Genomic DNA, 20,302 nt, shown 5'->3' on the forward strand with positions numbered 1-20,302 from the left:
AAGTGTCGATATATAATAAATCGTCATAAATTCCCCTCCTCTGGAGGGGTGGATTAATTTTTGACAAAAAATTAAGACGGGGTGGTTTCCGAGTGGCATCTTTAAATTTAAAACAACCTTCAAAAACCACCCCGTCAAAAATTCTTTGAATTTTCGCCACCCCTCCAAGGGAGGGGAATTTCTCATCTCCGAAATTTTATTTCTATTTAATTACTGAAAATCATAATATCTCGCTCCTATCAAAACAGGATTATCTTTTTCTACAGATTGAAGTCCGAAACCTTTGTAATCGGGATTTACTGAACTGTTTAACTGTTTTCTGTGAAGTTTTTCATAAGTTTCGAAATTGATGGCTGTTCTGTTTTTTAAGCCTTCAAAAAGATTCCATTTTTCGGCTACGGTTTTCCAGTTTGGAGAAACTTTTCCTGCAAATACTTTCGATTTAGAACCACTTCCGTAACCGAGAAAACCAATTTCCTGTCCGCTCAAATCTTCATTTTTATTAAAAGAAGTCTGCAAAACTGAAAGCAAAGCCATGAAAATAGAAGCAGTGTACATATTTCCGATTTCTGAAGAAGCTCGCTGAGATTTTTCAATTTTTACCTTGATAAATTGGATGTAATCTTCAGATTTTGCTACCGCTTTTTGTTCTTCTGGATTGCTGTATGAAAGTCCGTTTTCTAAGCTGTAAATTTCAGTAAAAACTCTTTTGCCATGAAACGCATACGGAAGATGGAAAATCAAATATTTCCAGTTTTCATAGGGTTTTTCAGTTCCGGTAATTTCTTTATAATGACTGTAAGCTTCTCTGATTCTGTCCTGATAACACTGGTTTGAATATTGTCCGTCGAAAACAGGTTCATCAGTAAATATTTCAATTTTATCAGGGAAACTTTCCGGGGCATTGGTCAGATTTTCTTTGCTAAAATCTCTTCTTGGTTTAAAGAAATCAAATACCGATTCTGTAGCCACTCCCCAATTATTATCGATTTCAATCAAATTCGGTTGAGCAGAAACTAAAACTGCAACTGCACCGCCACCTTGCGTATATTCGCCGGAAGAAGCTAATTCATATTTAGCATAATCACTCGCAATGACGATGGCTTTTTTATCAGGGTTTACACGAACAAAGTCGAGCGAATTGTGAAGTGCATCCACCGCTCCGATGCAGGCGAAAGTCATATCCACAACGTCACAGTTCTTAAAACATCTGTCTCCGAAATCATTTGCTAAAACTTTTTCAACCATCTGCATTGCATAAGTTGCTGTAGGCTTAGCAGCATCAAGTGCACTTTCTGTACCAAGATAAATTCTTGAAATTTCTTTAGGATTGATATTATAATCTCTGATTAATTTCAGTAATGCTTCTGCTGCAAAGGTTGCTGCATCTTCGTGTACGTCGGGAAAACCCATTTTATGAAGTCCTAAACCTTTCTCCAATTTTGCTGGTTCTATGCCTCTTTTCTCAGCTAAATCTTTAATTTCCAAATACAAAGAAGGCACATAATAGCTCGCCGCCTCAATTCCAAAACTCATAATTTTTTAAATTTTAAACTAATTTATGAAAGATAATGCAAAAATGAGTTGTAAATGATACTGATTTTTGTAAGATTATTAAAATTTAATCACAACTCTACTTATTTGAAACGTCTATCCAGACTCAATTTCAGGTTTTGGATATACTCGAAACAACAATATAAAATACACTGTTATTTTTATTAATAAATAATTGTAATTTTATGTAAAAATTAACCAACCATTTAAAAATTAAAAACTTATGAAAACAAAATTACAGGAACAGGACTTTAAAAACGCGGCAAAAACCCTGAACTGCGAGGTTGCAGTGATAAAAGCGGTTGCCGAAGTTGAATCTAAGCAAGATGGTTTTTTACCAACTGACGAGCCGATTATTTTATTTGAAAGACACATTTTTTCAAAGCTGACCAAAGGAATTTTTGATCACTCTAATCCCACTATCTCAAACCGTACGCCGGGAGGTTACGGAGCAGTTGCCCAACAGCACAAAAGACTGCAATCTGCGGTAGCTTTAGACAGAAATGCAGCTTTAATGTCTGCTTCTTGGGGAAAATTTCAGATTATGGGATTCAATTTTACTTTGGCGGGATTTAACAGTCTTCAACAATTTGTCACAGCGATGTATTCTTCTGAAGCTGAACATCTGGAAGCTTTTGTGGAATACGTTAAAAATACTTTTCTGGATGATGAACTGAGAAGTAAAAACTGGGCAGAATTTGCCAGAAAATACAACGGACCCGATTACAAAAAAAACAAGTACGACACAAAATTAGCCGCCGCTTACAAGAAGTACAAAGGCTAAATTATCAAAACAAAAGCCTGCAAAATTAATATTGCAGGCTTTTTAAATTTATCTGAAAACTTTGTCAAAGTAATCAAATTGACAAAATGAATAATGTATTATTTAAAATCTTCAATCGCTTTGTTGATGGCATCAATCTGTTTGTTGATACTTACAGCATTTTGAGGATTTTGCTTTAAAACTTCCATTTTTTTGTTGAGACCGTCTTTCAGCATTTGAGAAACCATCATTTTTACCTGAGGATTTTCTCCCATCTGACCTTTTGCCTGGCCTAAAATTTTGGTAATGCTTTCAGTAGCTTTCAGATTATCAGAACTCATAATCCAGTTATAGGCTTCTTCCGCATTTTTCCCCAACTCAGGATTCTGGAATTTTATGAAAGGATAAAACGCCACAAGCGGAGCCAAATGCTGAGCCTGAGAAGTCACTTTATTTTTCACGATTACCGGAAGCATCTGAGCAAGCATTTCTTCTGAAGCACCGTCCAAATCAATTTTTTCTGCATAAGAAGCCGCTTTTGAAGGATCAATTGCTAAAACTGCACCTATAGAGTTTGCTTTTACAGCATTAGAAACTGCACTCACTCCTTTTTCGAAAATCGGTAAATATTTTTTGTCTTTTGTTTTTGCTAAAGCTCCGATTGCTGCAGCCTGAACCAATGTTTTAGGATCATTTGAAGCCAGTTTTTCAACTTCAGAACCCATTGCTTTCATCTGTTCAGGATTGGTAAGATCCATCATTTCCAAAGCTTTCATTCTCACTCTGAAATACGGATCTTTGATTGCCGCCGCCAACAATTTTGTCGCTGCCGCATTTTTCCCAACCTCATCTTTGATTCCGTTTAAGGCTAAATATCTGCTTTTGAATTCTTTTGAACCTGTAAACTGTAATAAATTCTGCTCGGGCGTTTTCTTGTCTGTAACATCGGCAACTAAAATTCCGTCTGCATTAATATTTACCAAATCTGGATTTTTAGAAGCATCAAAATTAAAGGTGTTTTTTGCCGTTGCATTTACCCAAACCTGCTGTCTTTTTGGTTTTCCATTATCATATACATCGATGGTTAAAGGAAATTCAAAAGGTTGCTCCTGAGTCTGTGTAATGGTCACAGAAACCTGTTTTTTCACAGGCTCATAAGACATTGTGTAAGAAATTTTCGGATGACCGCTTCCAAAATACCATTGGTTGAAAAACCAGTTTAAGTCTCTTCCTGAAACTTTTTCGAAAGATAATCTTAACTGATGTGCTTCAGCATTTTTGTATTCGTATGTTTTTAAATAATCTGTAATCCCTGCAAAGAAAGCATCATCGTCAAGGTAATTTCTCAGCATGTGAAGAATTCCGCCACCTTTCTGATACGTTACCAAATCGAAAACATCTTCTCTTGAAGCATAATCAAATCTTACCAAATCCTTTTTGAAATCTGTAGGATTGTGAATGTACATATTCACATCGGTCATCTGATGGTAATCTGCCTGATCTTTTCCGTATTTATATTCATTCCAAAGGTATTCTGAATAGTTTGCAAAAGACTCATTTACAGTAAGATTACTCCAGCTTTCAGCCGTTACCAAATCTCCAAACCAGTGATGAAAAAGCTCGTGAGCAATGGTATCTTCCCAGGAATTTTCGTCGATTAACTGTCCCGGTTTTTGCAGAACTGCACTTCCGTGAAGTGTTGCTGTGGTATTTTCCATCGCACCGCTTACATAATCTCTTCCAGAAATCTGTGCATATTTTGCCCAAGGATAATCGTAGCCTAATTTTTTAGAGAAAAACTCCATCATTTCAGGGGTATTTCCGTAAATCTGTTTTGCATACGGTTCGTATTCTTTTTCAATATAATAATCAACCGGAATATTTTTCCATTTGTCTTTTACAATCGCATATTCACCAACTCCCATGAAGAAAAGATAGGTAGAATGCGGTTTATCCATCACCCAATGATCGGTTCTCAAGCCATTTCCTGCTTTTTCAGAACCTTTCATAATTCCGTTTGAAAGGGTTACATATTTATCAGGAACGGTCATGTAAATTTCCTGAGTTGTTTTTTGATTCGATTTATCGATGGTCGGGAACCATGCAGATGAAGATTCGGTTTCACCCTGAGTCCAGATTTGTGTTGGTTTATCGGCATCTTTTCCCTGTGCGTTGATGAAGTAAAGACCTTTCGCATCGCTGATTGCGGCACTTCCCTCCTGCTTCACTTCGTTCGGACGGGAGGTATATTTTACGTAAACTGTATAATCCTGATTTTTCTGATACGTTTTATCTAAAGTGATTTTAAGAACATCATTTTTATAATCAAATTTTAACGGAGATTTTTTGCCGTTTTGGTCTAAAGCAACCTCATGAATCAGCATTGCTTTTGCGTCAAGTGTCAACTCGTTTGTAGGGTAAAAATAAGGCGAAGCTGTAAGCCATTCTTCACCATTCATCTGCTCTTTCTGGTAGTCGAAATTGACTTTGAGTTTGGTGTGTTTAAGTTCTGTAACTTTGGTATAAGTTGCTCTGTAAACCTTTTCTCTTCCTGATGTTTCGGTTTGTGCAAACGCATTTGCCGAGAATAAAATCCCTCCTAAAAGAGCGACTGATAAAATGGCTTTTTTCATTATATATCTAAAATTATTTCTTTGTTAAAATGGTAAAAATATCGTTCACCAATGTTTCGTAATCTCCTTTTTTGAACTGCTCTTTTGTTTTTTCGAAAGCTTTTTTCAGTTCGCTTTCGGGATTTTCTTCGTCAATGATTTCAACGGATGAAATTCCTTTTATCTGTAAGAGCAACAGTTTCATGTATTCTGCATCAGCATTTTCTTCCAAAGTGATTTTAATTGACTTCATGATAAATGAGTAGTTTAATTCTATGTATAGTTACAAAAAAAGTGAAGTTTTCAGGCTCCACTTTTATATTCTTTCAAAATTTAATTTATATTGCCACCGGCGCTTTAATCCCCGGATGCGGATCATAATTTTCTAAAGTAAAATCTTCAAAATTAAAATTGAAAATATCTTTAATTTCAGGATTCAATTTCATTGTCGGAAGAGATCTTGTCTCTCTGGAAAGCTGTCTGTTTACCTGCTCAAAATGATTATTGTAAATGTGAACATCGCCAAAAGTATGCACATAATCCCCAACTTCTAACTCACAAACCTGCGCTACCATCATCAAAAGCAAAGCATAACTTGCAATGTTAAATGGAACTCCAAGAAAAACATCTGCGCTTCTTTGGTACAACTGTAAAGACAATTTGCCATCAGCTACATAAAACTGAAACAAAGCGTGACAGGGAGCCAGCGCCATATTTGGGATTTCAGCAGCATTCCACGCAGAAACAATTAATCTTCTGGAATCGGGATTTTTTTTGATCTGATCGATTACATCAGCAAACTGATCGACTACTTTTCCGTCTGCACCGTTCCAGCTTCTCCACTGCGCACCGTAGACAGGTCCTAAATCTCCGTTTTCATCAGCCCACTCGTTCCAGATGGTAACTCCGTTGTCAGTAAGATATTTAATGTTGGTATCACCTTTCAGAAACCAAAGCAATTCATAAATAATAGATTTTAAATGAACCTTTTTCGTTGTAACCAAGGGAAATCCTTTAGACAAATCATAACGCAGCTGGTATCCGAAAACACTTCGTGTTCCCGTTCCCGTTCTGTCGGTTTTATCGGTTCCGTTGTCTAAAATATGCTGAAGTAAATCGAGGTAGTTTTGCATTTTGAGCAATTTATATAGTGAAAATGTGTCTGAATATTTATGCAAAATAAAGACTTTTTAAGGTAAGAAATATCATTTTCAGTCTTAAAAATTAAAATGTGGAGCGATAGAAAAAAACAATACTTCGATAAAATCGCTGAGTTCGTCTATTAGATTTGATTTCCTTTTGAATATGCTACAACTTTGTCACTGTAAAATCAGAAAGACAATGAAAAAATACATCGCCATAGCACTATTCATCGGAATTTTTGCTCCGGCTCAGAAAGTATGGTCGCTGCAGGATTGTCTGGATTATGCGGTACAAAATAATATCACCGTAAAAAAGACGGTTTTAGACAAAACCACTGCACAACTGAATTATCAGCAACAGAAAAACAATAAGTTGCCCACAATCTATGGTTCATCATCTTTGGGATTGACCAACGGATCGAGCATTGACCCGATTACGAGTAATTTCGTGAACCAGAATATTCTTTCAAACAGTTTTGGATTAAGCGGAAATATGACTCTGTATCAGGGAAATAAACTGAATCTGCAGATCGAACAAAATAAAATGATTTTAGACCAGTCTTCTCTTTATCAAAAACAGGCAGAAAACAACATTGTTCTGAGTGTTTTGGAAGCTTATTTACAGTCGCTGTATTATAATGAAGGTATTAAAATTGCAAAATACACCGCTAATTCTTCTGCTCAGGAACTGAAACTGACTCAGACGAAATTCAAAAACGGAGCGATTTCCCAGCTCGAACTTGCAGATGTAGAGACTCAGAACGCACAAAATCTGTACACGGTTGTCAACAGTGAAAACCTGTACAATCAGCAGGTTTTAAAACTAAAACAATTGCTAGAATTGGATCCTTCCGAAGAATTTGAAATTGAAAAAACCTCGCTCCCTGATGTTTCTGAAAATCTTCCCAATAAGCAGGAAGTATTTGCTGAAGCTGCTGAAAATCTTCCGGATTTGAAAATATATGATGCGCAGAATGAGATTTTAAACAAAGCTTTAGAAATCACAAAAGCAGGTTACAAACCGACGCTTTCTGCTACAGCGGGCTTAAATACAGGGTATTCGAACACGAGAGATGTAGATTATTTTGGGCAAATAAAAAATAACTTTAATAAATCGGTTGGGCTTTCGCTTAACATTCCGATTTTTTCTAAAAAGCAGAATAATACAAATGTAGCATTGGCTAAAATTGATATTGAGCAGAATAATTTAGATAAAATAAGCGCAGGAAAAACGTTGTATGCAAGCATAGAGACAGCGTGGCAAAATGCAGTTGCCAATCTTGCACAGCAAAAATCTTCAAAAGTAGCAAGAGACAATGCCAAACTGTCTTACGATTTATCCAACAAGAAATTTGAATTTGGAGGTTTAACAGCGACAGATCTTTCCGTAAGCAGAAATACGTATCTCACCAACGAGCAAACTTATCTGCAGACAAAATACATGGCTGTTTTGTACACTCAGCTTCTGAATTTTTATCAGGGAAAAATATTAACGACCAACTAACACAAAATATCAAGATCATGAATCCGAAATATAAAAAGACCTTCAAAAACGCTGCAATATTTTTAGTTTCAGCCATTGTGATTGTTTTTGCTTACCAGTATTTTACAAAAAGTAAAGAAGCAGAAATCACTTTAAAGACTGTAAAAATCAGTAAAAATGATGTTACAACTTCTGTTACTGCAACGGGAACGGTGGAACCTGTCGATACAGTACAAGTCGGAACGCAGGTTTCAGGTTTAATTGAAAATATTTATGTGGATTACAATTCTCCCGTAAAAAAAGGTCAACTTTTAGCCGAAATCGATAAAACCAATCTTCAGGAATCTGTGAATGATGCTTTGGCACAGTACAATTCGGCTTTGAATGAACTTAATTATCAGCAGCAGAATTTTAACCGTCAGAACAATATGTTCAGAGCGGGCGTTATCAGCAGAGCAGACAATGAGACGGCTTCTTATCAGGTAAAAAGTGCCCAGCAATCTGTCAACCAGAAAAGAACGGTTCTGGCTCAGGCAAAAACCAATTTAAGTTATGCCAATATTTACGCTCCGATTGATGGAATTATCTTAAGCAAAGAAGTACAGGAAGGGCAAACTGTTGCTGCAAGTATGACGACTCCTACCCTTTTTACGATTGCGAAAGACATTACCAAAATGCAGGTTCAGGCCAATGTGGATGAAGCAGATATCGGAAATGTGCAGATAAATCAACGGGTAACTTTTACGGTTGATGCGTATCCAGACACAGAATTTAAAGGAACAGTAAGAGAAATCCGTTTGAGCCCAAAAACATCTTCCAACGTCGTAACGTACACTGTTTTAATAAATGCCGATAATTCTGAACAGAAATTGAAACCAGGTTTAACTGCAACGATAACGATTTTCACACAGGAACTGAAAGGAACAAACACAATTCCGGCGGCGGCAATAAGTTTCAGTCCGGATTCTGAAATGCTTCAGAAATATTATGAGAAAAATAAAATCAATGCAAAAATTCCTGAAACAAAAACGGGAAAAGGCAAAGAAAAGTGGATTTGGATTAAAAATAACGACGGAAGCCTTTCACAAAAATCAATCGTTATCGGAATTAATGACGGAATCAATATAGAATTAAAAAGTGGATTAAACGGAAGTGAGCAAATTGTGACTTCACTTGATGAGCAAACCCAAGCTGCAGCAAAATCTGAATCCGGAAGCAGTCCTTTTATGCCGAAAAGGCCGAGCCAAAACAATGCAAAGTCTTCGTCAAAACAAGCTCCTCCGGGAAATTAAATTCAGTCCAGACTTTAAATATTGAATTTTAAATTTTTAAATCCAACCCAATGAACCCAATTATAAAAATAGAAAATCTGAAACGAGAGTTCCGAATGGGAGATGAGACTGTTCATGCTTTAAAAGGGATCAATCTCACCATCAATGAAGGAGAATTTGTGACCATCATGGGAACCAGCGGATCGGGTAAATCTACATTTCTGAATACTTTGGGATGTTTAGATCAGCCAAGTTCGGGAACGTATGAGCTTGATGGAGTTTTGGTGAAAGATTTAAATAAAAACCAACTCGCAGAAATTAGAAATACCAAAATAGGATTTATATTTCAGTCTTATAATCTATTGGCGAGAACGAGTGCTTTAGAAAATGTAGAACTTCCTCTGCTTTACAACTCCAAAATTTCGTCTGAAGAAAGAAGAGAAAGAGCTGTAAAAGCATTACAGCAGGTAGGTTTGGAAAGCAGAATGGGACACGTTCCGAGCCAGCTTTCGGGAGGTCAGCAACAGAGAGTTGCGATTGCAAGAGCATTGGTAAATCATCCCGTGATTTTACTTGCCGATGAAGCCACAGGAAATCTTGATACAAGAACTTCCTACGAAGTGATGAATCTTTTTCAGGAACTGAATGACGAAGGAATTACCATCGGCTTTGTAACCCATGAAGAAGATATTGCGAAATTCAGCAAGCGAACTGTAATTCTGCGAGACGGAATTATTAAAGAAGATAAAATGATTACAGACAGACTCATTGCGAAAAACGAGCTTCAAAAACTTCCAAAATCCGAATAAATAATAGTTCATATTAATTAACCCATGAAGAGGATTAAATGCAGCAACTTTTACAGATCTATATGCAGAAGAGTGTAAATAGATTTTAGTTTGGTGATTTTGAAAGAAGGCAGATCTGTAAAAGTTTTTTAAACAAAAAAGAAAGTTATGAATTTCTCAAACTTATTAAAAATAGCCTGGAAAGCAATTATTCTGAATAAAACCAGAGCCATGTTAACGATGCTCGGAATTATCATCGGGGTTGCTTCCGTGATTGCGATGTTGGCGATTGGTGAAGGCTCGAAAGAAAGCATCAAGCAGAATATTTCGAGTATGGGAGCCAATCTTATCACGATTCGTCCCGGAGCAGGAATGATGGGCGGTGTGCGTTCTGATCCTTCTGCGATGCAGACGTTAACTTTAGCAGATTATAAAGCTTTAAAAAAAGATGTTACTTTAATAAAAGACATTTCGCCCTTGGTAAACGGGAGTGGACAAAGTATTGCCGGCTCCAAAAACTGGCCGACTTCCATCTACGGCTCATCACCGGAATATCTGAAAATCCGTGATTGGGCTGTTGAAAAAGGCTCCATGTTTACTGACGATGACGTGGAATCTTTCGGAAAAGTAGCCGTAATCGGAAAAACCGTTCAGGAAAATCTTTTTCCCAATGAAGATCCAATCGGAAAAATGATCCGTTTTAAAAATATTCCGTTTAAAGTGATTGGAGTTTTAAAGGAAAAAGGTGAAAATACTTTCGGGCAGGATCAGGATGATATTATTATCGCACCTTACACAGCGGTTCAGAAGAGAATTTTGGCTAAAACTTATCTTCAGTCGATTGTTGCCTCATCTTTAAGCGAAGAAAATTCTGAAGCTGCTGTAAATGAAATAAAAACAGTGCTTGAAAAGCAACATCAGATTCAGGATAATCAGGAAAATGATTTTAATGTTTCATCACAACAGGAAATCATCTCCATGTTCAGCTCAACAAGTGAAATGCTGACGATTTTATTAGTTGCTATCGCAAGTATTTCATTAATCGTTGGCGGAATCGGAATTATGAATATCATGTATGTTTCGGTAAAAGAGCGAACCAAAGAAATCGGTCTCAGAATGGCAATTGGCGCAAAAGATAAAGATATTCTGATGCAGTTTCTGATAGAATCTGTTTTAATATCAATTACAGGAGGAGTTTTGGGTGTTTTAATTGGTTTGATTGCTACTTTTTGCATTCAGTATTTTGCGGGATGGCCGGTAAATGTAACAGCGATTTCTATCATCATTTCTTTTGCAGTCTGTACAGTTACAGGTGTATTTTTCGGTTGGTATCCAGCGAGAAAAGCAGCTCAGTCTGACCCTATCAATGCTTTGAGATATGAATAAAAACTTCATCAAAAACAATCGGGAATGCTTGAAAAAATCATAAATTCACTTCTTGAAAAATTTCATCGTGAAAAGTTTTGTGAAGGTTTGAAGAAATTTAAATTTTAAATCATGGAAAAGAAAAACAACATCTATAAAATTCAGCTTGAGGAAATCGCTTTGAAAGCATCCTCTGAAGAACTCAAAACAATTAATCTTGCATTTACAAATCATGATGATCTCTTTAAAATCATTGAGATTCAGAAAGAAAAAAATCTTTTTGGAAACGAAAATGATGCGATTGAATTTTCATTAGGATTAAAACTTTTCTCAGAAGTAATGTTGCGTCACCGTGAACATCCTCTGTTTGAAGAGCTGAAGCCTGCTTTCGGAGGTTTTATGAAAAAACTGAAAGAATCTGTAAAATGATCAGCGTTAAAAATAAAAAATTAGAAATCAGCCTTCATTTTTTGATCTGGCTGGTTTTGTTTTTCCTTCCTGTGGCTTTTTCCATAGGTTCAGATTCAGACTGGAAAGATCTTTTCCGCCACTTTTGGCTGCAACTGATTTTTATGGCAGTTGTGTTTTATGTGAATTACATTTTGCTCATCAAATATCTTTTTGAGGAAAAAAAGCTGTGGTTTTTCATTATTAATTTAGTTTTAATTCTAGTTTTAATTTATACTAAACATCAGATTTCAGACTTGATTGAGCCAAGACAACCACGACCTGGAGGAAAAAGACCACCAACTGCGTTATTTTATTTCATGGATACTTTGATATACATGATTCCCGTTGCTTTTTCAATTGCCATTAATGCCGGAAAAAAAATTCAGAAAGCCAATGAAATGAAAATTGAAGCTGACAATATCAAACTTCAGTCTGAACTTCAACATCTGAAATACCAGCTTCAACCGCACTTCTTCTTCAATTCGCTCAACAATATTTATTCGATGGTAGATTTTGCTCCGGACAAAGCAAAACAGAGCATTCACAGCCTGAGCAAACTGATGCGACACCTTTTGTATAAAGCTGATATTGAAAGCATCAGTCTTTCTGAAGAAGTTGAATTTTTAAATAAATATATCGACTTAATGTCTCTTCGACTCACAGAAAATACAAAAGTCTACACCAATTTCCCGAAGCAGATTCCTGATTTAAAAATTGCTCCGTTGCTTTTTATTTCGATTGTTGAAAACGCTTTTAAACACGGAATTTCTGCCACAGAACATTCTGATATTCATTTTAAAATGGAAATTGTGGAAGATGAAATTCATTTCACAGCATCCAATTCAAACTTTCCAAAAACCGATGCCGACAAAAGTGGTTCCGGAATTGGCGTTGAAAATCTGCGAAAAAGACTTCAATTATTATATCCCGAGAAACACGAATTTCACTCTTGCCTGAACAACGGAATGTATATTGCGGAAGTGAAATTGAAAGTAAATTAAAACTAAACGATGAAAAAGAAATTTGCCTTCTTCTTCCTGATTGTTCTATTGACAGGTTGTTCTCAGCCAAAATTCAATATTAATAAAAGACAAAATGATATTGATTCAATTATTGAAACCATTATTGAGTCTGACAGTTTAAATGTTCAGAAAAATAATGATCAAAATAATAAAGTTGTACAATTTTTAAAGAAGTTCAAAATTACCAATCCAAAAGCTGAAGATATTTTACCTCCAAATATTAATGAAAGAAAACTGAGCTGGATTTTTGATTTTAGTTCCAAAAATGGATTCAGTAAAAAAGATTCTGTTTACCTATTATCTCAGAATATTAACAAAGACAGTATAGAGATTAGTGAAAATTTAAAAACAAAATACAATTATTCTTCTACTTCTAAAATTTTAAATGACAAGAAAAAAGGAGAACGTTTCCAATATTATAGATTTTCAATTCCTGTTTTCTCACAGGATAACAAAACAGCGTATATTGAGTATGACTATCATTCAGAAGGTTATTTTGGACAAGGAATGGCTTTCATTCTTAAAAAAGAAAATAATAAATGGACAATTATTGAAAGTGGCGGAACTTGGATAAACTAATAAGAATATGAAAAAACTCACCTGTCTCATTGCTGACGACGAGCCAATGGCTTTAAATTTAATTGAAAGTTACGTTCTGAAAACTCCTTTTCTGGAACTTAAAGCAAAATGTACCAGCGCAATTGAAGCGATGAAAGTTTTAGAGGAAATCAAAAATATTGACCTATTTTTTCTCGATATCCAAATGCCGGATTTATCCGGACTTGAATTTTCAAAACTGCTTCCTCAAAACAGCAAAGTCATTTTCACCACCGCTTTTGAGCAATATGCGATTGAGGGTTATAAAGTAAATGCACTGGATTATCTTCTGAAACCTTTCGATTACACCGAATTTTTAAATGCGGCAACAAAGGCGAGAACACACTTTGAAAATCATTCTTCAAACTCAGAAAAGAAAGACAAAAAGCAGGAATTTTTCTTTGTAAAATCTGAATACAAACAAATAAAAATCAACTTTTCTGAAATCCTTTTTATTGAAGGATTAAAAGATTATGTGAAAATTTTTCTGAAAGATAATCCAAAACCTATTCTCACTTTAATGAGCTTAAAAAAGCTTGAAGAAGAGCTTCCATCTCATAATTTTATGAGGATTCATAGGTCTTACATCATTGCTTTGGATAAAATTGAAGTCATTGAAAGAAATCACATCGTGATCGGCCAACAACAAATTGCTATCGCTCCAAACTATAAAGATTCTCTGATGGAATTTATTAATGGGAAAAGTTTCTAAGAAGCCGGAAGAGGGAAGCTTGAAGTTTTCACTATCTGATTATATTTTTAATCAAGATATTAACTTCCAGCTTCCCTCTTCTAACTTTCAGCTGTAATTATATTGCCGTATAACCGCCATCAACCAGGTAATATCCTCCGGTCATGAAAGACGATTTTTCAGAGCTTAGGAAAAGTACCAATTCGGCAACTTCTTCAGGTTTTCCGAGTCTTCCCATCGGATGTTTTGACACTAATGCTTCTTTCATGTCGCCGCTTGCACTTTCCAAAAGTGGTGTTTCGATGTAAGCCGGCCCAACCGCATTGCAGCGGATATTTTTCTGACCATATTCTACACCAATATTTTTCGTTAAACCAACCACAGCATGTTTTGAAGTGGTATACGCTGAAGAAAGCGGTGCCGCAACTGTTCCGTGAATCGATGCGATGTTTACGATTACTCCACCTCCATTTTTTTCCATTTGGGTTAACTGATATTTACAGCCATAGAAAACACCATCGAGATTTACATCCAAAACCTTTTTCCAGCTGTCGATACCGTACTCTCCGGTAAGTTTCTGTTCGCCACCAATCCCTGCGTTATTACATGCAATATCAAGTCTTCCGTAAGCCTCGACAGTTGCATTGACCAAAGCTTCCACCTGTTCAGCATTAGATGTATCGGCTTTTACAAAGGTTGCTTCCCCGCCGTTTGACTTGATTTTTTCTACAGCCTGATTTCCGTGCTCTTCATTAATGTCTGAAACAATTACTTTTGCTCCTTCCTTTGCGTATAACTCTGCAATTGCCAATCCGATTCCTGAACCGGCTCCTGTAACCAATGCTACTTTATTTTCTAAAATTCCCATTTTGATAAAATTTTATTTGATTTTAATTAAATTTGATAATACAATTTACGACAATAAAACTCCATTGATTCAAAGTAAAACATTAAAGTTTTCTTAAATTTTTTATAGAAATGAACACGGAGATCAAGAAGTTTTTTTAAAAAAATAATACTTTTTATGGTTTCACAAAGCCGCTTTGCTTGTATAAGGCTAAAGATTAATTTAGACGTTTTTTAATTACCAGATTTTAAGAATTTTCTGTGTTATGTTACTTAGAGTAATTTCCTCACCTACTGTTTTATTTTCTAAAGCATGAGCCAAAGGTGAATCTAGGGAGATACAGAATATTTTAAATTTGTTATAAAGTAAATTTCCCAAAGAAACAGAAATATAGAAAATCCCTTTATCCGTTTGAACTAAAGCTCCTTTTTCCGATTTGGCAGATTTTTTTGGTGATAACAAATTGACTGTATTTTGTTGTTTTAAAACTTCATTCAGCTGAAACTGAAGATTGTTGATTTCCTGCTGCAACATTTCTCTTCCCGTTTCATATTTATCTCCCATTGAACTTTTTGTATCGTTGCTGGAGGCGCGGGTTTCGGCAATCAAGATTTCAAAATCACTAATCTTGTTTGATATATTATTTTTTATAATGTTTATTATTTCTTCTTTATTCATTGGTTGAGTATTAAACCCCGCCAGCGTTTCAAACGCTGGAGGGTTATGTTATATAATATTAAAATCCCAAATTTATATAATCGTGATTATTATGACAAAAAATAAAATTATCGACTGTATCAAATAACTCTACTACTTCGTTTCTTTTAATTTTTGATACTGATGATGAAATTATTGCTCTGTATGAACTCCATTTGTAATCTTCAATAGTATCAGTAAATTCATGATGAACAGGATTATTATGGATATATAAAATAACCTGCCTCAAATAGTTTTCTTCTAAAATTCTCTTTCTTTCAAAAGTTTTTTCAAAAATGCTTCCGCTTCTGGAATATTTTTTATTAACAGCCTGAGAATATGCATTGAACAAATGAGAAAACTGTCTCGAAGCATTCAATCTCAGTGGCTTTTCTGTAGTGGTATAACTAAGCTCTTCAATTTTCACATCTTCAATTTTTTTTATTTGTACCAATAAATGAAAATGATTTTTCATTAAACAATAACAGTAAATATCTGCAATCGGATAAATATATTTTGCTAAAAGTTTTAGAAAATAATGATAATTGGCTTCTTCAAAGAAAATATTTTCTCCGTTATTTCCTCTATTATAAATGTGATAGAAATGACCTTCTTCTATGGAATCAATTAGCATAGCAACAAAATTTTAATTTTCAACATTCTAAAGTAACCCCGCCAGCGTTTTAAACGCTGGCGGGGTTTTTACTCTTCAAATCAAATATATTAAAATTATCTCTTATTTTTCAAAAACAGCAAAGTCTGAAACCTTGAAACTGAAATTTTTATCTGTTGTAAAATCTCTTTTCGATCTGTCAAAAACATTTTTAAACTCACCGGAAAGTTGGGAATCGTCGATTGTGAAGTTCACAGCTTCTTTTGACCAATTTAAAACTACCAAAACTTCATCTTTCCCATTTTTTCTGATATAGGCAAAAATTTTATCGTCTGCAGAAGTTTTCAAAATCACCGTAGAAACAGCAGAATCTCCTCCTCTCAATGCAGGATTTGATGATTTTAAATTTAATAGAGTCTTATAAAACTCAGCCATTTTATAGTCATTTTTCCATTCGATAACATCTTTTTCGAAGAACTCAAGCCGTTTCATGTTTGGCAATTCCTGTCCTGAATAAAGCAATGGAACACCATTCCAGGTTGCAGAAAATATAGCCATTGGTTTGGTGATGTCGCCATATTTTTCAAATTCGGTTCCGTTCCATGAATTCTCGTCGTGATTGGTCGTAAACCATGCTCTCATCGACGAATCTCCAATTTGAGAATATTGAATTAAGAGATCTTTTAAAGACTGAATCGATTCATTATTTTTATAAAAATCAGCAGATTTGTGCATCCATTTCCATGAATAACTTGCGTCGAAAACTTTTCCATAATCCGGACTTTCAATTTCGTCAAATTCTCCCAAGAAAAACAGAGGTTTTATTTTTTCAACTTCAGGTCTTGCCTGCTGCCAGAAATCTACTTCAACCCAAGATGCCAAGTCGCATCTGAAACCGTCGATATTGGTTTCTTTAATCCAGAATTTCATGGCATCGATCATGGCGAGACGCATTTCCTTATTGGAGAAATCCAGTTCGATAATATCATCCATTCCGGAGGCTTTGTGGAAACTTCCGTCGGGATCTTTCAAGTAAAATTCGGGGTGCGATTTTGTCCAGACATGATCCCAGCCTGTGTGATTGGCAACCCAGTCGATAATTACTTTAAAACCTAATCGATGAGCTTCATTCACCATGTGTTTAAAATCATCCATCGTACCGAATTCCGGATTGATGGAGATGTAATCTGAAGCTGCATACGGACTTCCGAGACTTCCTTTTTTATTAAGTTGGGCAATCGGAGTTATTGGCATAAACCAAAGGGTTTTTACGCCCATATTTTTCAAGCGCGGCATTTCTTTTTCAAAAGCTCGGAAAGTTCCTTCTTTGGTGTATTGCCTTACATTAACTTCGTAAATATTGGTGGTATGTTTCCAGTCTTGTGGTAAATTCATATTCTGATTTATTTTTTGAGAGCCACACGAAAGCAACGTGCAACCAACCGTGAATGATAAAAGATATTTTTTCATCCTTATTCTTATTTCAACAAAAATAGGAATTGCTTCTTTAAGAAACGGTATTATCTTTTTAATTTAATGTATGTTTTCCATTTTAAATAGAAAGAAAATTAATAGTTGTTTTAGTGTAACTCGAAAAATTTAACACAAAGACTCACAAAGATTTTCTAAATTCTAAGTGTTTTTAAGGCTCACAAAGCCGTAAACTTAGCAAAGCACACAAAGCATTTTTATTTTGACAATTTATTTGCATTTTTAATCAAAAGAAAAACCTCAAACTTTCGTCTGAGGTTTTGTATTTTAAAAATATTATCTTTCGTCGTCCTGATCATCTTCGTCAAAGACATCATCGTTGTAGTCATCTTCTTCTTCGTCATCGAAATTATCGTCATCTTCGTCAGAAAAATTGTTTCCACTTCCGAAATCATCATCGAAGCCGAAATCATCATCCATGATAGGCTTTGCAGCTTTTTTCTTACCACCTGCCAAAGCATTTTTTACAGGAGCTTTAAGCGGTGCATTTCCAAATCTAAATGCAGTAAGAGGATAATTAACGCCTTTTGTCTCTTCATTGATCTCTACCAACTCGCAGAAAAACTCCCACAAATCCAGAAGACCGTATTGAAACTGAGCTTTATCGCCAATTTCTGCGAACGCTTCATCGATGTAAATATCAGACATGATCTCGCCATCGCCGTCGTCACTCATATCCTCCAAAGGAACGCTTTTTACAACTGTACCGTCGCTCTCCAGCATATTGAATGCAGAAAGCTCGTCACCCTGCAAATTGAAAGCACTTTTGATACCCAAATGTAAGTTCCAAAGCGTTTGTTTTCCCTTAACCTCGACGTCTCTGAAGACATCTTCTTTTGCATCTAAAATTACACGAATCTTGTAAACCATACCAACTTGAATTTCTTTTTTTCTTTTACTACTTAATCTATTTCTGTTGCAAATATAAAATAAATGAAAGTGGACAAAAAAATTTTTCAGAATTTTTTAAAAGATTTTTTTTTCTTACATTTTGCACCGCGTTACTTCCCTTTTTCAAGCATAAAACTGAATTTTGTGCCTTCAAGGTAAACACTTTCTACGGTAATGTTTTCGTTATGAGCTTCAAGTATGTGTTTTACGATTGCCAAGCCGAGCCCGGAACCGCCCTGTCTTCTGCTGCGACTGGTTTCTACGCGGTAAAATCTTTCGAAAATACGGGGAAGAAGTTCGGCTTTTATACCCATTCCGTTGTCGATCACTTCTACGAGTACTTTATTTTTGACCATACTCGTTTTTACAATTACTTTTGCTTCCTGACGGTTGGCGTAATGAATGGCATTTGAAATTAAATTGATAAAAACCTGTGAGATCTTCTGCTTATCGGCATCCACAAAAATCTGAGTCTGCGGAGTCTGGATTTGAAGCGTTGTGTTGTGCTTTTCGGCTTCAAGATCCAAAAGGTCGAAAATTTCTTTAATTAAAAGATTGATATCAAATCTTGAAACTGAAAGGTTGATTTCTCCTGCCTCAAGCCTGTTGATCATATCGAGATCTTTTACAATGGCAATAAGTCTTTCTACCGACTGATCAATCCTCTCTAAATATTTATCCCGAATTGCCAGATTTTCAACTCCACCATCCAGCAAAGTTTCTACATATCCCTGAATAGAAAACAAAGGTGTTTTCAGCTCATGAGATACGTTTCCGATATAATCTTTTCTGTAGCTCTCCATTTCTTTCATTAAATCAATTTCAGTTACTTTTCTTTGATTTAAATCTGAAAACCTTTCACCTAATTCTTTCAGCGTAAGATTGTCCTGATCGTCGTACACCATTTCATCAGGAAGAATTTTAGAAATATTCCTGATCTGTTTTTTGGCGTAGGAATTAAAAAGCAATTCCAAAACGGTATAATTAATGAGAAACATGATGATGATACTAACCGCAATTCCAATGTTGAAAACCGAGGAATCGGCGTAGATATCTTTCACAGAATCAAATACAACAACCAGAATAAACATCACCAAAGTGATGAGAAGTGAAGAGACGAGTGTAAGTCTGTAAAACTTCAATTTTACAAATTTTTAATTGTTTAGAAATTAAAGGTAATGAATTTAACCTTGAACTATCAGTTTATAACCAATTCCTTTCAAAGTCTGAATCGTATTGATTCCTAATTTTTCTCTAAGCCTTCTGATGTGTACGTCGATGGTTCTTTCGCCCACAATGACGTCATTACCCCAAACTTTCTCAAGAATCTCTTCTCTTTTGAAAACCTTTTCGGTATTTGAAGCTAATAGATAAAGAAGATCAAATTCTTTTTTCGGTAAGAGAAACTGCTGTCCGCTTTTAGAAACTCTGAAGTTGTCTTTATCTATAATAAGATCTCCTATTTCAATTTGTTTTGAAGTATCAGAAACCTGAGAAGTCAACTGCAGCAATGCATTTACTTTAGAAATCAAAATTTTCGGTTTGATAAGCTTCACGATATAATCGTTTGCACCTGCCTGAAAACCTGCAAGTTGAGAGAATTCTTCGCTTCTAGCTGATAAAAATACGATAAGCGTTTTTTGAAGTTCTTTAATCTTACGCAGTTCCTGACATGTTTCGATACCGTCTTTTTCCGGCATCATTACATCAAGAAGAATAAGATCTGGAAGAATTTCCTTGGCTTTATCAATGCCTTCGTTGCCGTTTGTGGCGGTGTAGATATCATAACCTTCTTTTTCTAAATTATAAGAAAGTATCTCCAGGATATCCATTTCATCGTCAATTAAGAGGATCTTTTTTGAGTTCATTTTAGAATTTTGCTGGTCAAAGTTAATCATTTTTAAATCACACGTTAATGTTAGGGTAATCGTTCACATAAAGTTAACAATAAATATCGATTGGTAACATTTCGTTAAAGAAAATTTAAATTTAACTAAACCAAAGCAGGCATAAATGTTTAGTTCCT

The 20,302-nt window shown here is 35.3% G+C and carries 20 protein-coding genes; 9 read left to right on the top strand and 11 right to left on the bottom strand.

Translation table 11 applies throughout. The features are described from left to right. Window positions 1-210: 210 nt before the first annotated feature. On the bottom strand, window positions 211-1,536 hold the full coding sequence (locus tag AC2A1G_RS11525) for a hydroxymethylglutaryl-CoA synthase family protein (protein WP_484047063.1): 1,326 nt from the start codon (window positions 1,534-1,536) through the stop codon (window positions 211-213). 241 nt (window positions 1,537-1,777) lie between these two features. Here AC2A1G_RS11525 and AC2A1G_RS11530 point away from each other — a divergent pair, with 241 nt between their 5' ends. Further along, window positions 1,778-2,338 carry an N-acetylmuramidase family protein gene (locus AC2A1G_RS11530; protein ID WP_484047064.1) on the top strand — a complete coding sequence of 187 codons (561 nt, stop codon included), beginning with the start codon at window positions 1,778-1,780 and terminating at the stop codon, window positions 2,336-2,338. Between the two features lie 98 nt (window positions 2,339-2,436). On the opposite strand, the gene AC2A1G_RS11535 is transcribed toward AC2A1G_RS11530, so the two are convergent. From AC2A1G_RS11535 to AC2A1G_RS11545, 3 genes are all read right to left on the bottom strand, one after another. Then, a complete protein-coding gene (locus tag AC2A1G_RS11535; RefSeq protein ID WP_484047065.1) occupies window positions 2,437-4,950 on the bottom strand; it encodes a M1 family metallopeptidase in 2,514 nt (837 codons plus the stop codon). Between the two features lie 13 nt (window positions 4,951-4,963). After that, on the bottom strand, window positions 4,964-5,182 hold the full coding sequence (locus tag AC2A1G_RS11540; protein WP_484047066.1) for a hypothetical protein: 219 nt from the start codon (window positions 5,180-5,182) through the stop codon (window positions 4,964-4,966). An 85-nt stretch (window positions 5,183-5,267) separates the two neighbouring features. Then, window positions 5,268-6,062: a thymidylate synthase gene (locus AC2A1G_RS11545; protein ID WP_484047067.1), complete on the bottom strand. Its 795-nt coding sequence runs from the start codon at window positions 6,060-6,062 to the stop codon at window positions 5,268-5,270. 208 nt (window positions 6,063-6,270) lie between these two features. Between AC2A1G_RS11545 and AC2A1G_RS11550 the strand changes: the two genes are divergently transcribed. The 8 genes from AC2A1G_RS11550 (at window position 6,271) to AC2A1G_RS11585 (ending at window position 13,759) form a co-directional block, all read left to right on the top strand. Then, window positions 6,271-7,575 carry a TolC family protein gene (locus AC2A1G_RS11550; protein ID WP_484047068.1) on the top strand — a complete coding sequence of 435 codons (1,305 nt, stop codon included), beginning with the start codon at window positions 6,271-6,273 and terminating at the stop codon, window positions 7,573-7,575. 17 nt (window positions 7,576-7,592) lie between these two features. Continuing rightward, on the top strand, window positions 7,593-8,846 hold the full coding sequence (locus AC2A1G_RS11555) for an efflux RND transporter periplasmic adaptor subunit (RefSeq protein ID WP_484047069.1): 1,254 nt from the start codon (window positions 7,593-7,595) through the stop codon (window positions 8,844-8,846). A 50-nt stretch (window positions 8,847-8,896) separates the two neighbouring features. Then, entirely contained in the window at window positions 8,897-9,634 is a 738-nt protein-coding gene (locus AC2A1G_RS11560; RefSeq protein ID WP_484047070.1) for an ABC transporter ATP-binding protein, read from the top strand. A gap of 147 nt (window positions 9,635-9,781) precedes the next feature. Then, window positions 9,782-10,999: an ABC transporter permease gene (locus tag AC2A1G_RS11565; RefSeq protein WP_484047071.1), complete on the top strand. Its 1,218-nt coding sequence runs from the start codon at window positions 9,782-9,784 to the stop codon at window positions 10,997-10,999. A gap of 111 nt (window positions 11,000-11,110) precedes the next feature. Continuing rightward, window positions 11,111-11,407, top strand: a complete 297-nt coding sequence (locus tag AC2A1G_RS11570; RefSeq protein WP_484047072.1) for a DUF3861 domain-containing protein — start codon at window positions 11,111-11,113, stop codon at window positions 11,405-11,407. Continuing rightward, the gene (locus tag AC2A1G_RS11575; RefSeq protein WP_484047073.1) at window positions 11,404-12,429 is read left to right on the top strand and encodes a sensor histidine kinase; all 1,026 of its coding nucleotides are present in this window, start codon (window positions 11,404-11,406) and stop codon (window positions 12,427-12,429) included. Before AC2A1G_RS11570 ends, AC2A1G_RS11575 begins: the two co-directional genes overlap by 4 nt. Window positions 12,430-12,438: 9 nt before the next feature. Next, window positions 12,439-13,029, top strand: a complete 591-nt coding sequence (locus tag AC2A1G_RS11580; RefSeq protein ID WP_484047074.1) for a putative periplasmic lipoprotein — start codon at window positions 12,439-12,441, stop codon at window positions 13,027-13,029. Between the two features lie 7 nt (window positions 13,030-13,036). Next, window positions 13,037-13,759, top strand: a complete 723-nt coding sequence (locus AC2A1G_RS11585) for a LytR/AlgR family response regulator transcription factor (RefSeq protein ID WP_484047075.1) — start codon at window positions 13,037-13,039, stop codon at window positions 13,757-13,759. Window positions 13,760-13,856: 97 nt separating this feature from the next. Here the strand turns inward: AC2A1G_RS11585 and AC2A1G_RS11590 are convergent, their stop codons facing one another. The 7 genes from AC2A1G_RS11590 to AC2A1G_RS11620 all read right to left on the bottom strand — a co-directional run bounded on the left by AC2A1G_RS11590 (window position 13,857) and on the right by AC2A1G_RS11620 (window position 20,144). Continuing rightward, entirely contained in the window at window positions 13,857-14,606 is a 750-nt protein-coding gene (locus AC2A1G_RS11590; protein WP_484047076.1) for an SDR family NAD(P)-dependent oxidoreductase, read from the bottom strand. Between the two features lie 216 nt (window positions 14,607-14,822). Next, a complete protein-coding gene (locus AC2A1G_RS11595) occupies window positions 14,823-15,263 on the bottom strand; it encodes a hypothetical protein (protein WP_484047077.1) in 441 nt (146 codons plus the stop codon). A 58-nt stretch (window positions 15,264-15,321) separates the two neighbouring features. Further along, complete coding sequence (locus tag AC2A1G_RS11600) at window positions 15,322-15,915, bottom strand: transposase (RefSeq protein ID WP_484047078.1); 594 nt, start codon at window positions 15,913-15,915, stop codon at window positions 15,322-15,324. Window positions 15,916-16,017: 102 nt separating this feature from the next. Continuing rightward, window positions 16,018-17,364: an alpha-amylase family glycosyl hydrolase gene (locus AC2A1G_RS11605; protein ID WP_484047079.1), complete on the bottom strand. Its 1,347-nt coding sequence runs from the start codon at window positions 17,362-17,364 to the stop codon at window positions 16,018-16,020. A 297-nt stretch (window positions 17,365-17,661) separates the two neighbouring features. Continuing rightward, window positions 17,662-18,255 (bottom strand): IS1096 element passenger TnpR family protein, encoded by a 594-nt coding sequence (locus AC2A1G_RS11610; protein WP_484047080.1) that lies wholly within the window; start codon window positions 18,253-18,255, stop codon window positions 17,662-17,664. 131 nt (window positions 18,256-18,386) lie between these two features. Beyond that, complete coding sequence (locus tag AC2A1G_RS11615; RefSeq protein ID WP_484047081.1) at window positions 18,387-19,418, bottom strand: sensor histidine kinase; 1,032 nt, start codon at window positions 19,416-19,418, stop codon at window positions 18,387-18,389. A gap of 42 nt (window positions 19,419-19,460) precedes the next feature. Next, window positions 19,461-20,144 carry a response regulator gene (locus tag AC2A1G_RS11620; RefSeq protein ID WP_484047082.1) on the bottom strand — a complete coding sequence of 228 codons (684 nt, stop codon included), beginning with the start codon at window positions 20,142-20,144 and terminating at the stop codon, window positions 19,461-19,463. Window positions 20,145-20,302 lie beyond the last annotated feature (158 nt).

It is taken from the genome of Chryseobacterium sp. HNCC26DJ240 (assembly GCF_057180485.1).

What these genes read in the sequence shown, in the direction of transcription:
- AC2A1G_RS11605 (WP_484047079.1), bottom strand. Translation starts at nt 17,364, where the DNA reads ATGAAAAAATATCTTTTATCATTCACGGTTGGTTGCACGTTGCTTTCG.
- AC2A1G_RS11600 (WP_484047078.1), bottom strand. Translation starts at nt 15,915, where the DNA reads ATGCTAATTGATTCCATAGAAGAAGGTCATTTCTATCACATTTATAAT.
- AC2A1G_RS11610 (WP_484047080.1), bottom strand. Translation starts at nt 18,255, where the DNA reads ATGGTTTACAAGATTCGTGTAATTTTAGATGCAAAAGAAGATGTCTTC.
- AC2A1G_RS11530 (WP_484047064.1), top strand. Translation starts at nt 1,778, where the DNA reads ATGAAAACAAAATTACAGGAACAGGACTTTAAAAACGCGGCAAAAACC.
- AC2A1G_RS11575 (WP_484047073.1), top strand. Translation starts at nt 11,404, where the DNA reads ATGATCAGCGTTAAAAATAAAAAATTAGAAATCAGCCTTCATTTTTTG.
- AC2A1G_RS11535 (WP_484047065.1), bottom strand. Translation starts at nt 4,950, where the DNA reads ATGAAAAAAGCCATTTTATCAGTCGCTCTTTTAGGAGGGATTTTATTC.
- AC2A1G_RS11585 (WP_484047075.1), top strand. Translation starts at nt 13,037, where the DNA reads ATGAAAAAACTCACCTGTCTCATTGCTGACGACGAGCCAATGGCTTTA.
- AC2A1G_RS11570 (WP_484047072.1), top strand. Translation starts at nt 11,111, where the DNA reads ATGGAAAAGAAAAACAACATCTATAAAATTCAGCTTGAGGAAATCGCT.
- AC2A1G_RS11595 (WP_484047077.1), bottom strand. Translation starts at nt 15,263, where the DNA reads ATGAATAAAGAAGAAATAATAAACATTATAAAAAATAATATATCAAAC.
- AC2A1G_RS11555 (WP_484047069.1), top strand. Translation starts at nt 7,593, where the DNA reads ATGAATCCGAAATATAAAAAGACCTTCAAAAACGCTGCAATATTTTTA.
- AC2A1G_RS11550 (WP_484047068.1), top strand. Translation starts at nt 6,271, where the DNA reads ATGAAAAAATACATCGCCATAGCACTATTCATCGGAATTTTTGCTCCG.
- AC2A1G_RS11540 (WP_484047066.1), bottom strand. Translation starts at nt 5,182, where the DNA reads ATGAAGTCAATTAAAATCACTTTGGAAGAAAATGCTGATGCAGAATAC.
- AC2A1G_RS11580 (WP_484047074.1), top strand. Translation starts at nt 12,439, where the DNA reads ATGAAAAAGAAATTTGCCTTCTTCTTCCTGATTGTTCTATTGACAGGT.
- AC2A1G_RS11590 (WP_484047076.1), bottom strand. Translation starts at nt 14,606, where the DNA reads ATGGGAATTTTAGAAAATAAAGTAGCATTGGTTACAGGAGCCGGTTCA.
- AC2A1G_RS11565 (WP_484047071.1), top strand. Translation starts at nt 9,782, where the DNA reads ATGAATTTCTCAAACTTATTAAAAATAGCCTGGAAAGCAATTATTCTG.
- AC2A1G_RS11560 (WP_484047070.1), top strand. Translation starts at nt 8,897, where the DNA reads ATGAACCCAATTATAAAAATAGAAAATCTGAAACGAGAGTTCCGAATG.
- AC2A1G_RS11545 (WP_484047067.1), bottom strand. Translation starts at nt 6,062, where the DNA reads ATGCAAAACTACCTCGATTTACTTCAGCATATTTTAGACAACGGAACC.
- AC2A1G_RS11620 (WP_484047082.1), bottom strand. Translation starts at nt 20,144, where the DNA reads ATGAACTCAAAAAAGATCCTCTTAATTGACGATGAAATGGATATCCTG.
- AC2A1G_RS11525 (WP_484047063.1), bottom strand. Translation starts at nt 1,536, where the DNA reads ATGAGTTTTGGAATTGAGGCGGCGAGCTATTATGTGCCTTCTTTGTAT.